9 protein-coding genes, 1 pseudogene and 1 riboswitch are annotated in these 16,202 nt (G+C 68.1%); of the genes and pseudogenes, 2 read left to right on the top strand and 8 right to left on the bottom strand.

Translation table 11 applies throughout. The features are described from left to right. Positions 1 to 8: 8 nt before the first annotated feature. Positions 9 to 599, bottom strand: a complete 591-nt coding sequence (locus U9978_RS12320; protein WP_322761241.1) for a L,D-transpeptidase family protein — start codon at positions 597 to 599, stop codon at positions 9 to 11. A 474-nt stretch (positions 600 to 1,073) separates the two neighbouring features. On the opposite strand from U9978_RS12320, the gene U9978_RS12315 reads away from it, so the two are divergent. Further along, the gene (locus U9978_RS12315) at positions 1,074 to 2,054 is read left to right on the top strand and encodes a hypothetical protein (RefSeq protein ID WP_322761240.1); all 981 of its coding nucleotides are present in this window, start codon (positions 1,074 to 1,076) and stop codon (positions 2,052 to 2,054) included. 143 nt (positions 2,055 to 2,197) lie between these two features. On the opposite strand, the gene thiC is transcribed toward U9978_RS12315, so the two are convergent. Further along, the gene (gene thiC / locus U9978_RS12310) at positions 2,198 to 3,925 is read right to left on the bottom strand and encodes a phosphomethylpyrimidine synthase ThiC (RefSeq protein ID WP_416210946.1); all 1,728 of its coding nucleotides are present in this window, start codon (positions 3,923 to 3,925) and stop codon (positions 2,198 to 2,200) included. A gap of 88 nt (positions 3,926 to 4,013) precedes the next feature. Next, a riboswitch (TPP riboswitch) is annotated at positions 4,014 to 4,137 on the bottom strand. A gap of 193 nt (positions 4,138 to 4,330) precedes the next feature. On the opposite strand from thiC, the gene U9978_RS12305 reads away from it, so the two are divergent. Next, positions 4,331 to 4,465 carry a hypothetical protein gene (locus U9978_RS12305; protein ID WP_322761239.1) on the top strand — a complete coding sequence of 45 codons (135 nt, stop codon included), beginning with the start codon at positions 4,331 to 4,333 and terminating at the stop codon, positions 4,463 to 4,465. Positions 4,466 to 4,563: 98 nt separating this feature from the next. On the opposite strand, the gene U9978_RS12300 is transcribed toward U9978_RS12305, so the two are convergent. The 6 genes and pseudogenes from U9978_RS12300 to U9978_RS12275 all read right to left on the bottom strand — a co-directional run. Continuing rightward, positions 4,564 to 6,504 carry a class I SAM-dependent methyltransferase gene (locus U9978_RS12300; RefSeq protein ID WP_322761238.1) on the bottom strand — a complete coding sequence of 647 codons (1,941 nt, stop codon included), beginning with the start codon at positions 6,502 to 6,504 and terminating at the stop codon, positions 4,564 to 4,566. Positions 6,505 to 6,567: 63 nt separating this feature from the next. Then, complete coding sequence (locus tag U9978_RS12295; RefSeq protein WP_322761237.1) at positions 6,568 to 7,827, bottom strand: glycosyltransferase; 1,260 nt, start codon at positions 7,825 to 7,827, stop codon at positions 6,568 to 6,570. After that, a complete protein-coding gene (locus U9978_RS12290) occupies positions 7,824 to 8,771 on the bottom strand; it encodes an alpha/beta hydrolase (protein ID WP_322761236.1) in 948 nt (315 codons plus the stop codon). The genes U9978_RS12295 and U9978_RS12290 overlap by 4 nt, the downstream gene beginning before the upstream one ends. A 152-nt stretch (positions 8,772 to 8,923) precedes the next feature. Next, positions 8,924 to 9,247: pseudogene (locus tag U9978_RS12285) on the bottom strand (acyl carrier protein); the annotation flags it as partial. Between the two features lie 2 nt (positions 9,248 to 9,249). Continuing rightward, complete coding sequence (locus tag U9978_RS12280; RefSeq protein ID WP_322761235.1) at positions 9,250 to 14,229, bottom strand: polyketide synthase; 4,980 nt, start codon at positions 14,227 to 14,229, stop codon at positions 9,250 to 9,252. Between the two features lie 276 nt (positions 14,230 to 14,505). Continuing rightward, a partial coding sequence (locus U9978_RS12275) for an SDR family NAD(P)-dependent oxidoreductase (RefSeq protein WP_322761234.1) occupies positions 14,506 to 16,202 on the bottom strand: 1,697 nt, incomplete at its 5' end.

The raw sequence follows: 16,202 nt of genomic DNA, 5'->3' as shown, positions 1-16,202 counted from the left end.
AAGTGCTGCTACTTGCCGAGCGACGCTACGTCACCCATGACGATCAGCGGCCGGCTGGCGGGCGACAGCCACGCGAGGATGTCGATGATGCCCTCTCGGGTGACCGCGATGCAACCCTGGGTCGCACCCTTATGATCAACATGTAGCCAGATGCCACCACCGGCCGCCGCGCCGAGGGGACGGTTCGGGTCTGATGGCGGGTAGCCGGGCATCCGGTTGTAGTCGATCGCGACCACGTAGTCGAACGCGACCGCCATGGCCGGCTCACCCGCCTGATAGTAGGACGGCCGGTACTCGTACGGCATCAGCGTGCCCGGGTCGGGTTGACGCCCGCCCGCGGCGGTGAGGGTGAACACACCGACCGGACTGCACAGATCACCATCTCTATGGTCCGACGACCAGCCGTTTTCCGCGTTGCGGCCGGCGAGTGGCGCCGCGACCCGGGTCCACCCGGGACCGCCGTCGGCCCGTTGCCACAATGTGACCGTGTTCGTCGTGGCTGTCTGGTCGGGCGCCGACACCACAATCACCTGACGGTTCACGTCGGTGATCCGCCCGGACATCTCCGCGCCAAGATCAGAAATCGTCGTGTACTCCATCCGGCCGTCCGTGCCTCCCCTCCGCAGCCTGGGGTGCTCTGGGCCAGCCTTCCGGATCTTCACAGGCACCCACGGCGCCCGGACGACGCCCGGACGCGTTGTCCTCCGTCCGGATACAACACCACTATCCGGACCTCCGCCGCCATGCCGGCTCGCCGCCTGGACCGCCCCGCGCACCCATCAAGATCCAAAAAACAGACCCTAGTCCAGGCACATGTAACGCGCCCACGGCGCCTTCGACAAGTGCCGTGGTCAACTCCGTGGTCGCAGAGTCGGTGATTTCGGTCGTGATGGCGACAACTTTCACCTACCGGCAGACGCCGATCGGCGGGAGCGTAGGTGGATTCGGTCGCATGAATGACCCTTCCTACCTACCAATCATCAGATTAACCCGGACCTGGCTGGCCGGTCTCGTCATCCACAGGTTTTTGATCGCCCTTTCGGGCCAGACCGAGGTCGTGCCACCGTAACGGCATGGCTTTTGAGACTAATTCAGCCCATATCCATACCCGTAGCCATACCCAAGGCCATACCCAAGTCCATGGGCATGGTTCCGACTGGGAAAAGATCGCGGAGTCCCAGTGCGGGGTCATCGCGGTGCGCACCGCGCTACGTACCGGCCTAACCCGGTCGGAGATCCGCTGGAAGATCACCAGCGGCCGCTGGCAACGCCCGATGCACGGCGTACTCGTCACCCATTCCGGTCCGGTCACCAGCATCCAGGCGATGTGGGCTGCCATCGAATCGATCGGTCCGGGCGCGGTCCTCGGCGGCGCCTGCGCCGCCTCTTTCGACCGCCTCCGCGGCTTCGACGGCGGGCCGATCATCGTGATCGTCGATGCCACCCGCCATGTCGCTCCCCGACCCGGTGTCAGCATCCATCGGAGCAAGAACCTCGGTTCGGATCACGTACACCCACGGAAAGTGCCGCCCAGGACACGGCTTCCCCGGTCAATCCTGGACATGGCCAACTGGGCCGCGGACGACGACGACGCCCGCGCGGCCCTGGCCGCCGGTGTCCAGCAGCGGCTGGTCACCGTCACCGACCTTCGTCGCGCCATGGAAGGACGCGGACCGCTACGCCGCCATGCCCTGATCGTCGACACCCTGAGCGACCTTGACGACGGCGCACACTCGGTAGCTGAAATCCTGTACCGGAATATCGAAAAACGCTTCGGGCTGCCCCCCGGCCAACGGCAGAAGCAGATCGACGCCGGCGGCCGGCGTTATCTCGACGTCTGGTACGAACCGTGGCGGGTCTGGGTCGAAATCGACGGTGGGTATCACCGGGAAGCACAGCACTGGTGGAGCGATCTGGCCCGGCAGAATGCCGGCGTCCTCCAGGACCGCATGATCCTCCGCTTCCCCGTTCACGCACTGCGGAGCCAGCCGGAACACGTCGCCGGTCAGGTTATGACAGCGCTCCGCCAGCGCGGGTGGGACCCGGATCTTTAGAACGACCGGCAATAGGGACGCGGCGGGGCGGGGCCGGGCGCGGTTAGGTGGACAACGTCACCATGACGGCCGATTCCACCTACCGTCGGACGACATTCGGCCGAACGGTAGGTGGAATCGGTCATCAGGACGGCGTCAACGACCTACGCCTGGTCGGCGATGGGGAGGTAGAGCCGCCCGCCATGGGCGGCGAACTCCTCGGCCTTCTCCCGCATCCCCGCCTCAACGGCCTCGGTGGTGTCCAGCCCGTGGTCAGCGGCGTACTTACGCACGTCCTGGCTGATCCGCATCGAGCAGAAGTGCGGGCCGCACATCGAGCAGAAGTGGGCCGCTTTCGCCGGCGCCGCAGGCAGCGTCTCGTCATGGAACGCCTCGGCGGTTTCCGGGTCGAGCGCGAGATGGAACTGGTCGGCCCAGCGAAAGTCGAACCTGGCGTCGGAGAGGGCATCGTCCCACGCCTGGGCGCCCGGATGTCCCTTGGCGAGATCCGCCGCATGTGCGGCGATCTTGTAGGCGATCACGCCGGCCTTCACGTCGTCGCGGTCGGGCAACCCGAGGTGCTCCTTGGGCGTGACGTAGCAGAGCATCGCCGTGCCGTACCAGCCGATCATCGCGGCACCGATCGCGGAGGTGATGTGGTCGTAGCCCGGCGCGATGTCCGTGGTCAGCGGCCCGAGGGTGTAGAACGGCGCGTCGTGGCACAACTCGCTCTGCAGCTCCATATTTTCCTTGATCTTGTGCATGGGGACGTGCCCCGGGCCCTCGATCATGACCTGGACGTCGTGCTCCCACGCCACGGAGGTCAGCTCCCCCAGCGTTGCCAGCTCCGCGAGCTGGGCGGCATCGTTGGCGTCCGCGATCGACCCGGGCCGCAACCCGTCCCCGAGGGAGAACGTGACGTCATAGGCGCGCAGGATCTCGCACAGTTCGGCGAAGTGGGTGTAGAGGAAGTTCTCCTCATGGTGGGCCAGGCACCAGGCTGCGAGAATCGAGCCCCCGCGGGAGACGATCCCGGTCTTGCGCCGCGCGGTCAGCGGGACGTAACGCAACAGCACCCCGGCGTGGACGGTCATGTAGTCCACACCCTGCTCGCACTGTTCGATCACGGTGTCCCGGTAGACCTCCCAGGACAGCTCCTCGGCCTTACCCCCGGCCTTCTCCAGCGCCTGATAGATCGGCACGGTTCCGATGGGCACCGGCGAGTTCCGGATGATCCACTCTCGGGTGGTGTGGATGTCACGTCCGGTCGACAGATCCATGACGGTGTCGGCACCCCAGCGGGTCGCCCACACCATCTTGTCGACCTCCTCCTCGATGGAAGAGGTCACAGCCGAGTTCCCGATGTTCGCGTTGATCTTCACAAGGAAGGCGCGGCCAATCGCCATCGGCTCGGACTCCGGGTGGTTGGGGTTCGCCGGCAGCACCGCCCGGCCAGCCGCGATCTCCGCGCGCACGGTATCGACGGGCAGCCCCTCCCGCAGCGCCACGAACTGCATCTCCTGCGTGACTTCGCCACGGCGAGCGTACGCCAGCTGGGTGACGGCCCGCCCGGACAGTGCCCGGCGAGGTGGCCGCGCCCGCAGCCCTTCACCGTCACGGATCACGAGCCGGGTGCCCGGAACGGTCTCGGTGCCGCCCTGAACGAACTCGGTGTCGGCCCGAGCAGCGATCCAGGTGTCGCGCAAGGGTGCCAAGCCCTGGCGCACGTCGGTGACCTGATCGGTGTCGGTGTACGGACCGGATGTGTCATACAGAATCACACTGTCACCGGTGGACAGCACGACCTCACGCATGGGCACCCGCAGGTCGTCCGCGGAGCCGACGAGGTAGGTCTTGCGGCTGCCCGGCAGGGGGCCGGAGGTCACCGGCACGGCTTTGGCGCCGGGTGCGCCGCCGGGTACCGAACCGGGCACAGCGGCCGGCACGGGTGCGGACGTCGAAGCGGATCGGTCAACAGGCAGCACCACAGCGATGGCTCCCTACGCCGGCATTATCCGGACAGGTTCGGCGGTCGGCGGCACCCGGGTGTGACCCCAACCGCCCTCTCAGCCTCCTTGTGGCGGAAGCTCCCGCGTTGACGTTGGATGATGTGAACGGTACGGCAGCCCGTGCGCTGCCGCCACCGAATCGGCAAAACACCACCGACGACCTCAGCGTGTGTCACAGCGTCACCCAGTGCGGACGTCAGGTGAGATGTGTTCCGCAAGAGGGTAGGCACCTGGGGTTGTCCTGCGCAGTGCGGCCGCGCCGGCTCTCCTCTTCCGCTGGGAGCACAGATGATTCTGCTGCCATTGCTGTTCTTCTTCATCGGAATCTTCATTGTCGGCCTCGTCCGTGACTGGCGGGATGACGCGGCGCCCGGAGCAGTCGATTCGGGCAGACAGCGACCGGACACCCGCACAACGACATAGGGGTTCAATCGGCATGACAGCCCGGCCGGCATAACAGCAAGGCCGACATGACGGCCCAAGCGGCCCAAGCGGCCCAGCCGGCCGGCCGGCCCAAGCGTTCAGAAGTCCTTTCGGGCGACCACCCGAAAGGCGTTCGCACGGCGTCCACCATGAAACACCGGCTGCAGCAAGAAATCCATCGCGGCCGCCGCCAGAAAAAGCGGCGTGGCCAGAACCAGCGCGCTGCCACGACGCAACCTCCGCCAGCCGGTCGGCCCGTCGGGCAACCACGGCGACCTCGGGTCCGGCGCCAGCCACTGCAGGGCAAGGTGAACAGCGGCGGTGAGGTCGCCCGGTCGGTGCACCCGGCCGAACCGTAGCGCGACCGGCCGCAGGCCGCGTTCGGCCAAGGCCGCGGTCAGATTGTCTGGGGTCGGCAGGTGCAGATGCCGGGGGACGGACCAGCCCACCCAGAAACGCCCGAGGAAACCCGCGGCCGGGCACTGGGTATTCGGCAGCTCAAGCAGGAGATACCCCCCGGCGACCAGCGTCTTGGCCGCCAGGTCGAGTTCGAGATACGGGTCGCGGACGTATTCCAGATACCGGAACATGCTGACAACGTCGTAACGACCGCCCAGTTCGGGGGCACGGTCGGCGAGAGTTCCCCGGAACGCATGATCAACCCACCCGCGGCACCCGGCCTCGGTAACACCCGGCGATGTGTCCAGCCCGTCGAAAACGGTGTCGGGCCAGATATCCCGAGCAAGATCACAAAAGCGACCGGAACCGGTACCCACATCGAGCCAGGACCGTGGAGCGGCAAAGGGCCGTTGCATCTCAGCGCGTTCCCGGTATACTCGAATGCCGCCGGAAAAATATCCGACAGGACCGCCAACCAGGTCCTTGTGCACACCGTCACAGTCATTGTTGTGCTCGTCTCCCGGATACGCGCCGGAATCCGGTGGAAAGCCATCTCGAAGACGTTCGTGGTCGCGGCCGAAAAAGTCGCTGCCCGCATTCGTCAACCGCGGGTTGACAAAGACATGACCACACCCCCTGCACCGCTGCAACCGGAAACGGCCGGGCTTGCGCTGCTGGAGGTCTCGCGACTCAAGGCGGGTCACCAGGTCAGGCGATCCGCACCACGGACAGGTTTCCCGAACAGGTTCCAGGAGGGTCTCGATTCCCTCCCCAAGCCGGTGCTGAAGTGAGTCGCGGCACCGGACAGCCGCGATCCGGGTATCCTTTTTTGCCCCATCCACGGACAGTCCAGAAGACTTCCGCGCTTTTTTCTGCGCAGCGGTGCGGCGACCGTTCCTGGCCGCGGCGATGACGAATGCGACACCGGCGAGAATCCGAACGACCGGGCTGCGCGCAAGGTCGCGTGGCCGCAACGGCACCCGTCCGGCACAGACGAAGAACGGCTGTAACCAGAAAAGGACGGTGGCCACCAGTGCCCAGCGCAGGTTGACGGATCCACCGCACACCATGGCGATGTCCCGAAACGTCGGGGCGAGCAGGTTCAACGGCTTACCGCGGTAGGTCCGTTTCTGTACGCGCGCCCGGCTGACCGGATCATCCCGGGCGGCGCTCAGCCCAGGTACGACCACGAGATCCGTACCGATGGTCGCATGATTCTTCAACCGGGCGATGATGTCGACGAGCTCGACCGGATCGAATCCCTCCCGCTGGTGGATGCCGGCCCGGTCCAACAGCTCCGCGTCCGCGAGGATCGCCTGGAACGCTCCACGGCCGGCAGCGCCGCGGTCGCTCCGGTAGGTCCGGGTATCGACCATCCGGGCGACGTCGAGCGCGCGTTCGACCGGCAGATCAGCGGGGATGAGGTCGAGTACCCGCAGGCGTTCGCGACTGGCGTGGTTGCTCACGGCGCGGCGCGCGGCGGCGGTGAGCCGGACGTCACGGGCGACCAGGAACTCGTGGCGCGGATCCACCGGGCGGCCGCTGGCTGGCACCGTGTCCAGGCGACGGAGCCGGCCACGCAACCGTAGCCCGTTCGCGATGATCCCGACACACATCAGGATCGGCAGCCACCACAACATCGCCCGGCATCGCCTCCTGACCGGGCTACATCTTCCTGACAGGGCTAAACCATCGTGATAGAGCTAAACCATTTTCAGCAGGTGGTCCGCGGCGGCCTTGACTCCGCCGGCCGTCGTGAAATCCTCGCGTAACCGCCCGGCGGCCGTGCGGAAAGAGGAGTCGTCCAACACCGACAGGATCGACTCACGCAACGCGGGCGCGCTCACCCGCCCGAACCGGACCCGCAGACCGGCGCCAGCGCGTACGACCTGCTCGCCGATGATCGGCTGGTCGTCCCGGACCGGCGCGACAACCAGTGGAACCCCGTGCGCGAGCGCCTCGCAGACGGTGTTGTTCCCGCCGTGCGACACCACCGCGGACAATCGTGGCATCAGCTCGACCTGCGGCACGTAGGGCAGCAGGAGAACATGGTTCCGAACAGCGCCGCCCTTGATGTCACCCTTGATGTCACCGCGCGCGACGTCCGGTCCGAACTCGCCGAATTCGGCCACACCGTTTGTGGCTGCATTCACTGTCCCGGGCGGCGCCACCACTATCGCCTGCAGCCGATGCGCGAGCGAATCAAGGGCCTCCACCGCGACCCGCAGAAATCGCCCGCCGGCATCGCGGGTCACTGTCCCCAACGAGACGAGCACAAGCTCGCGCTGCGGGTCGAGCCATTCCCAGGGGAAGGCTGGCGCCGGTCGACGCCAGCCGGCCGGCGTCCCGATAAAGACGTAATGCCCGGGGAAGCCAGCCGTCCGCAGCATCTGCGGCACGGAACAGATCAGGGTCAGCTGGTCAGAGAACCGCAGATCGCCGACGCGCGCGTCGTGTTCTGACACCCCCTGGGCACGCTGGAAGTCACGTAAAGTATCGACGACCCACTGTCCGACCCCGGCAAGCACGTCATACGGGTCGTCCAGTTCCGCGGACGTGGTCGCCAGGGTCGCCCATGCCAGGCCGCGACGGCGGGCGACCAACGCCGCACCGATCGCCTGCTGGTCCACCACGAGCACGTCCGGCGCGAACTCGTCGACCAGAGCCTCCACGTCAGCGACCATCGAAGCGGCCAGCGGGATGAGGAAGTCCTCCCACAGGAACTTCAGGGACGCCGGCCCACGCAGCTTCTTCGACTTCTCATCGATGGCAGCCTTTTCAGCGCTGGACAGTTCGCCCGTCAGCGGAAGCAGGGCGAGTCCGGGTGGCAGCAGCGGCCCGATCACACCGGCGTGGCCGGCGATGGCAGTGTCATGACCGCGTTCGGTGAGTTCACCGGCGATTCCAGCGGCCGGGTTGACATGCCCGGTCAGCGGCGGCACGACAAACAGAAAGCGACTCACGCGGATGTCACCGGGCCGGCGTCGGCCGCTGCATGATCCGCCCGTTGTGTGCCGTCCGGTTTCGGGCTGTTGAGATCCGCCGGCGGGGTCATCAACGTCACCCACTCGGGGGTGTCGAATGCCCGCCCAGGGCCGCGGGTGTAGGTCGGCATCGACTGCTCGCGGTCGAACAGCCACCACCGCATCAGCCTGCGCAGGTATTCGGCGGCCTCGCGCAGCACGGCGTGTGTGTGATGTTCCAGGATGACCAGCGTGCAGTCGCCGACAAGCCTGGTGAGCCCCTCGGCCTGACCGATGATGTCGGAGTTGCCGCCATAGACCGCGAGTACCGGTATATCCAGGCACGCCAACCGCTCGGGCGAGAAGGCGACGGTGGCGAGCATGTCCTGCGCGATCGAGGTGTCCCGAAGCAGTGACTGGGCGCTTCGGGTGATCCGGCTGATAGCCCGTCCGGCGGACTCTGCCAGCCACTGTTCGACCTCGACGTCGGAGAGCCCGACCAGAACCTGCGTAAGCGACCTGGCCATCTCGGCGCCGAGGCCGTCGATGAGGAACGGCGGCTCGATCAGCGTGAGGCTCGCGACCTGCTCAGGAAACTCCAGCCCGTAGGTGAGCGCCATGGTGGCCCCATAGCTGTTGCCGACCAGGTGGACGGGACTGTCGACACCGAGTGCCTCGAGCATCGCCGCCAGATCCGCCATCGAGTTCGCCATGCCGTAGCCGGCCGGAGTCCGCTCGCTGCGCCCGTGACCCCGAAGATCATAACAGATCACGTCAGCACCCGCGTGGGCGAGACTGTTACCGAGCGAGAAGTAGAAACTGGACATGTTGTCCATGACCATGCCGTGCACCGTGACGACAACGGGCGACCCCGGTTGCGGGCCACCGTTGGGTGGCAGCCGCTGGACGTGCAGCCGGACGCCGTTGGCAAGAATCTCGGCCACTGCTACGACCGTGGGGCCGTGAACGCTTCGAGGACTTCGGCCTCCGGGCGCGCGATCTGACGATCGTCGCGCGCCCTTCGGCCCTCCAGCGCCCCGGGGACTTCGGCCGCCGGGCGCGCGATCTGACGATCGTCGCGCGCCCTTCGGCCCTCCAGACAGTCGGCGATGTAGGAGACCACCTGTCCGACCTTCATGTTGATGACCTCGTCAACACCCATGCCGGCGAGAAAGCCGACGAAGTCGACCATGTCGCCATAGCGTTCCCGCATCCGATCGGCAAGAGTGACGAACTCGATGCTCTCCAGTTCGAGGTCGGTGTTGAACGACGTCTCCATCCCGATTTCCAGATCGATGACATATTCCTCGCCGATGATGTCACGCAACAGCGCCGCCACCTCACCGAGGACCCGGGCCTCGACCACAGCCCGGCCGCCGGCCGGCGCCTCGTCGGGAACCAGCGCGTACTCGGTCGTCATGTTCATACTCCTTCGCCGCCTTTTATACCGCTTGCATCGGTGCTTTCATTCTTACTTTCCAAGCAGCCTTCCAGTTCGCTTTCTGTTTTGCTTTTTCCGTTACCCGCTTCGGTGTTCCACCGGCTTCCGCGGGCCGCTTGCTCGACCGCCGGCGAGGTCCATGCCACGACATACCGATCCACCTCAGCCCGGTCCGCCTCAGCCCGGTCCGCCTCAGCCCGGTCGGTGGACCCGGTGACCGCCGTGGACCCGGTGACCGCGCGTTCGGGCACAGACTCGCCGGCCGCGTCGATCAGCTGGTGGGCGACCCAGCGTACGTGCACTCGCGGAGCGTCCACGCGGACTCGGAGATGACCAGGTGCCACCGTGTCCACGACGAACCTCTTCGGCTGGCCCGCCAATCCGACGCCGTCCGCCTTCGCCACCGCTTCCTTCGCGGTCCAGAACCGGGTGAACCACAGTGCGCGCCGGTCCGGGTCGGCGCCGGCGACCTCCGTGAGAAGGACCTGTTCGGTATCGGCAAGGGCCAGCGTCTCGACGCCCGGCGCGCGCGGCGCCACCCGCTCGATGTCGATGCCGACATCACCCTCGGGATGCACCAGCGCCACACCGAGGAATCCCGTGTGGGCCAGCGAGACATATGGCGGCGCCGCGATCGGCGTGCCGCCACGGCTGGGCAACCGATCGATCACCGGCCGGCCGGACGCCTCGTTCGACACGCCGATCTCGATTCCCCACACGTCACCGGCGCCGCCGTCCCAGAGCCAGTGGCGGACGGCGTCCTTCGCCGCGATCCGTCCAACCAGCCACTGCCGCGCAGCCTTCGGATTCCTGGCGGCAAGCGCTGCCCGCTCATCGGCGTCGAGGTGGTAACGCAGGATCAACTCGCGGGATGCGGCGTCGTGCCATCGTTCCCGGACGAACACCCATCCGCCCTCGGCGCGCTCGGCGATCGCGCTGCGCGCCGGACTCAGCGCCATCGACCACGTCACGTCATCCTGGGAGAACCGCCGGTCCGCCCATCCCTCGATCACCGCCCACACCGTGCCGTCCGCGGCCCGTATCTCCAGGTCGGCGGTGACGGTCGTGTCCCCCACGTCGCGCACCCACACAGTGCCGGTCAGCCGTTCGCCTACCGCCGGATGCGGGCCGAAGAACCGCACGGAGCGCATGGTCGCGGGCAACAGGAGCCAGTCCGTCCTGAGGTACTCCATCGGCCAGTACCCGAACAGCTGGCCGGCGGTGTCCAGGAGCGCGCCGGGAGCCTCGGTGACGACGAACTCGCCGTGCACGCCATTCGGGGAGATCGGCCCTACCGCGACCAGGCCCTGGAAGCCGGGCCCGTGGAACAACCGTCCGCTCCGGTAGATCGACTGTCCGTCGACCACCTCGCGTCGCAGGTCGGGCAGTGGTTCATCGGACGGCGTCGGCGGCGCCGGGTAGTCGTCGCCAAGGATGACCGTGCCGCGTGCGTACCCCTCGATGTTGACCATCACCGCGTCCGACCCGACGGCTGCCGTGGTGATGGTCACCTCGACCGCCGGTGCGATCGCGAGCCAGCGCAGCGCCCGGATGTCGGTCAGCCCGAGCGCCACCCGACCGGGCGCGAACGCCCGCGCCTCATCGATCATCATCTCGAGCAGGGTGGTCATCGGGATCACCGGGAAGCGGTCGGCGAGATGCGGCCACCCCGGCGGCTGGCCGTAGAAGCAGTGATCAATGATGTACGGCATGGTTTCGATCGACAGTGTCCGCCGGACCCTGCGCGGCGCCCCCGGCTGCGCGGCCGGGGTCTGCGCGGCCGGGGTCTGCGCGGCCGGGGTCTGCGCGGCCGGGGTCTGCGCGGCCGGGGTCTGCGCTGCCCCCGGAGTCGCGGCCGGCGACTTTCTGGCCGCCCACCGTCCGACGACAGTCGAGACCATCGCGTTCGTGTCCGCCATGAATGCGGCGAATTCGGCAAGAACGGGATGTTCCGCCTGGTCGGCAAGCTGGTCGGCAAGGTTGCCGGCAACCTTGTCGGCATGCGGCCGGGCAGGCTCGGGCAGCGGTGCCAACGCGGCGGCCCGCTCGCCCAGCCGGATCAGTGGCGCGCCCAGGTTGAGCAGCATCGGTCTACCGCGCCGCGCCCGGCTGGCCGTCGACCCCGACCCGGCAACCGGCGCTGCCACCGACCCTGCAACGGCCCGGTCCACCGTCGGCAGCAGGTCCATGCGTGGGGAGGCTCCCTCAACCCAGAGCGCTGCCGCCACCCGCCGCAACTGGTCGAGACCGCTACGTTTCGGGGTGTTCGTGACGACGGTCAGGTAGTCGGCGCGCGCCATTGTGTCCTGCACGAAACCGGCGATGCTGCCCGTGCCCACCGCAACGAACACCCGCACACCCGCGGCATACAGCGCTTCGATGAGTGCACGAAAACGGACCGGCTCCAGCAGATGGCGCGCGAACAGGTCACGAACGGCGGCAGGATCCTGCGGGTACGGTGCGACCGTCGTCGCCGACCAGACCGGCACCGTGGCTGTGCCGATCGGGGTCCGCGCCACGTCCGTGCGCACCCGGCCCAGATAGGGCGCGAAGAACGGGGAGTGGAAGCCGGACCGGAACGGCAGTATCCGGCACAGCACGCCCTGGCTGTGCAGCCGCTCAAGAACGGTCGTGACGCTGCGGCGCCCCCCACAGATGATCGACTGATGGGGACAGTTGTCATGGGAGATCACCACATCCGACAGTCCGTCGATGGCTGCGACGGCCTGGGACACCCCGCACCCCAGCGCACCGAAGACCACACCGGGCACATCGAGAGAACTCGGATCGAACGAGTTGATGAACCTGTCCACGAAGTCGTCGGCGATCAGTCCAGCGGAGATCATCGCATTCCACTCGCCGATGCTGTGACCCCCGAGGACGTCCGGGACGATCCCCAACCGGCGCAGTGCCACGTCCAGGATGCGTCCCACCTCGACGCTGGCGACACCGTGCGTGCCCAGTACCCCAGTGCTGGCGTCGACGGTGCCGGCGTCGACCGCCCGGTGCGGCAGGGCGAAATGCGCGCGGACGTCGTCCACCCGCGGGTGGAACCCGTCCTCCAGACCGCAGAACAAGAAAGCGATCTTACCCGGCCCTGCAGTGCCGTCAGGCTGCACCAGCGCACGCCCCCCCAGCAGGGGCGATGCCGTGAACCACAGATCATTGCGGCCACGCCAGGCGGTACCACGCTCCACGACCGTCCGGGCAAGCGCAAGCCGCCGGCTGTCCGGTGCGACGATCGCGAGCCGGTACGGACCCCCGGTGGGCATGTCGCCGGCATCGTCGCGGGCGAGCAGCTCCTCGTCGGGCGCGGCGAGCGCACGGGCCAACGCCGCGGCGCTCGCCCCGGCGACCAGCAGGACCCGCTCGGCACCCTGCTCCGGGCCGCTGCCGGGCTCCCTGGTCGAAACGCGGGCCGAACCGGCGGCCGAAGCGGCAGTGGCGCCCCGCACCGGAAACGCGATGGACGGCGCATTCGACGGCGACGGCGCCTCTTCGACGACGACATGGGCGTTGATACCGCCGAACCCGAACGCATTCACACCGGCCCGCCGCGGGACGCGCTCCGGTGCCTCCCATGTGGTGGCTTCGTGTATCGGTTCGAATCGGGTGCTCGCCAATGCCGGATGCGGCTGCTCGCAGTGCAGGGTCGGCGGCAGTGTCCGGTGGTGCAGCGCCAGGACGGCCTTGATGAGCCCGGCGGCGCCGGCCGCGGGCATGGCATGACCGATCATGGACTTCACGGAACCGATTCCGATCGGCGGAGCGCCCGCGGCGCGGCCGAACACCCGTCCCAGGGTGGCCAGTTCCGCCGCGTCCCCGACCGGGGTGGCGGTCCCGTGGGCCTCGACGAGACCGAGCGCACCGGGCGCGGTCGGGTCCAGCCCGGCGTCGGCCCAGGCCCGCTCGACGGCCAGGATCTGCCCCTGCTGCGACGGCGCGAGCAAGGTGGACGACCGTCCGTCACTGGAAACACCGCAACCGCGGATCACAGCGTAGATGCGGTCACCGGCACGTTCGGCGTCCGCCAGTCGCTTCAGTACGACCATCCCGACACCCTCGCCGATCAGGATGCCATCGGCCCGCCGGTCGAACGGCCGGATCCGCGAGCTCGGGGACAGCGCACGCAGCAGCGAGAAGACGCTCCAGAATGTCACTTCCTGGGCGAGATGCACGCCACCCGCGATCATGGCGTCCGCTCGGCCGCCCACCAGCTCGCGCACGGCCGTGTCAAGCGCGATCAGGGACGACGCGCATGCCGCGTCCAGCGTGTATGCCGGGCCATGAAGGTCGAGCCAGTTGGCGATGCGCGAGGCAGCCAGGTTCGGCACCAGGCCGATCGCGGCCTCCGGACGGTCCGGACCAAGGGTTTCGACGAACGCGGTGCGGACCGCGGCGAGCTGGTCGGTCGTCAACGTGGGGACGAGTTCCCTCAGCGTGGTGACGAGCTGGGTGGAGACCTTGACCCGCTGGTCCAGCCGGGCAAGACCCGCGGCGAGGTAGCCGCCGCGCCCCAGTACCACCCCTGTCCGGCCACGATCGCCGAGTGTGTCGGCGCCCCCGGCGTCCGCGACAGCCTCGGCTGCGACCCGCAGCGCCAGCAGCTGATCGGGCTCGGCCCAGTCCACCGCCAGCGGCATGATCCCGAACTCGACCGGGTCGAAGGTCGCGAACTCCTCCACGAAGCCGCCGCGCCGACAGTAGATCCGATCGGCGGCGACCACCGGTTTCACCCCGGAGCCGGCTTCACCACCCGGTGCATCGGCACCGGATGCACCACCACCGGATGCACCGGAGCCAGCCGCGGAATCCGGATGAAAGAACTCCTGATCCCAGCGCCGCGGTGACACATCCCGGACCGCGTCCACCCCGCTGACGATGTTGCTCCAGTAGGTGGCGAGGTCACCCGCACCCGGGAACACCGACGCCATCCCGACGACCGCGATCGCCGACTTCACGCGAGCGCCTTTCTAGCGGGCCGAAGGCGATGCGATCGTGGTTCTGTCGCATCGCCGGAGGCCGTACTCCCAGGTGAGCGACAGGGCCAAAGGCGATGCGATCGTGGTTCTGCCGCATCGCCGGAGGCCGCACTCCCAGGTGAGCGACAGGGCCAAAGGCGATACGATCGTGGTTCTGCCGCATCGCCGGAGGCCGCACTCCCAGGTGAGCGACAGGGCCGAAGGCGATGCGATCGTGGTTCTGTCGCATCGCCGGAGGCCGTACTCCCAGGTGAGCTAGAGTTCGACATCCGCGATCCCAAAACCGGAAAATCCGTCATCGAGCGCCCCGGGCAGGCCGCACATATACACCACTTGCGGAACATCGACATCAGCGGCCAGCTCACGCAGGACGGCGACGACCCCGGCGTCCGGATCGATCAGGCCGATACCCCGACGGGCATACTGACGTTCCAGCTCGGCGGACACCATGCCCCTACCGACGTCCGCATCGCCGGCTTCAATACCGGCTTCGCGATCGGATGCGCGACCGGACGAGCCCCATGGCCCCCAGTCCAGGGACACGACTCGGCCATGAAAACGCCGTGACCAGGCATGGGCGCAGGTGTCCAGAGCATCGTTGGCCGCGGAGTAGTCAACCTGACCCCGGTTACCGAACACCCCAGCCACGCTGCCGAACAAGACCAGAAAATCAAGGTCGGGACGTAGCGCGTCGACAAGCGTCCGGGCACCTTCAACCTTTGTCGCGAAGACCCGGTCGAACGACTCCGCCGTCTTATGCCGCAGCAGCTTGTCCTCAACGACCCCGGCGCCGTGTACGACCCCGTCAATCCGGCCACGGTCTGCATACACCGCCGCGACGACCTGGCGCAACGCGTCGGCGTCCCGCACGTCCACCGCGTGGTATCGAACGTAGGACGCGGTCTGGGTGAGAGCGGCGACGGTGGCCCGCACTTCCCGCTCCGCCAGCAACCGGGCCACCCTGGCCTCGATTTCGGCCGGGCGACGCACGCCCGTGTCGATCAGGGCCCGGCGCAACCGCGCTGCGTCCGGCGCGGCGGCGGTTGCCGGGTCCTCCGGCGCGGCCGGCAGCACGGTTCGGCCGATCAGTTCGATCCCACAACCGGTGGCGCGGGCGAGAGCCAGCGCCACCCTGGCTGTGATACCGCGGGCACCACCGGTCAACAGCACGACCGAGTCCCGGCCGAGCGCGGGCACGCCCACGACGGTCGAGGACAGTTGCGCGGGCACCACCCGCGGAGTTGAGCGGACCCCATGACGGTAGCCGACCACGACAGGGGCATCCGGTGTGAGGAGCTCGGTGAGAAGGTACTCGGCGAGCCGGGTGGGGGCCTCCTTGGGATCAAGATCCACCGCCCGGACGAGCACGTCGGGCATCTCCCGCGCAAGGGTGCGCACCAGCCCGGCCATCCCGATGCTCGGACCAGGTTCATCGCTCGCGGACCGACCGAAACTGCCGCCGCTGCCGGTCGCGATGACAAGGCGGCGGGTACCGCCCCCGAGCGCCGCCCGGATCGGACCGTACGCGGCGGGCAGGGCCGGTGGGGCATCCCGGTCCACCGGCGACACCCACAGGACGCCGTCCGCCCCGACACCGGTCGCGAGCTGATCTGCGAGCACTTCGTCGGCTGCGGAAAACATCCGCACGGCCGCGCCGTACTGCTCCAGCATGGTCGTCAGTGCCAGCCCGATACCCAGTCCACCCTCGACGACGGCGAACCGGGAACCCGACAACGATCCGACCCCGGTGTTGCTCTCGCTCGCGGCGAGGGTCTCCGCGAGCGGGCGCGGCGACGGCAGTGCGACAACGTCGACGACGAACCGCCGCAGCGATGCAACGCCCGGCTGCTCACGATCCGCATGCGCCAGTAGCCTGCCCGGGTCGATGTAGACGGTGTCGACGTCGACGGTGGAACCGATGTTCGTGGCCCCCCGCGCCTCCGTACCAGGGG

The organism is Protofrankia sp. Cr2 (assembly GCF_963555885.1).
GTDB lineage: Bacteria > Actinomycetota > Actinomycetes > Frankiales > Frankiaceae > Protofrankia.
The sequence above is the reverse complement of the archived record's forward strand: the minus strand, read 5'-3'. Positions and strand labels throughout refer to the sequence as shown.

What these genes read in the sequence shown, in the direction of transcription:
- U9978_RS12315 (WP_322761240.1), top strand. Translation starts at nt 1,074, where the DNA reads ATGGCTTTTGAGACTAATTCAGCCCATATCCATACCCGTAGCCATACC.
- U9978_RS12320 (WP_322761241.1), bottom strand. Translation starts at nt 599, where the DNA reads ATGGAGTACACGACGATTTCTGATCTTGGCGCGGAGATGTCCGGGCGG.
- U9978_RS12305 (WP_322761239.1), top strand. Translation starts at nt 4,331, where the DNA reads ATGATTCTGCTGCCATTGCTGTTCTTCTTCATCGGAATCTTCATTGTC.
- U9978_RS12300 (WP_322761238.1), bottom strand. Translation starts at nt 6,504, where the DNA reads ATGTTGTGGTGGCTGCCGATCCTGATGTGTGTCGGGATCATCGCGAAC.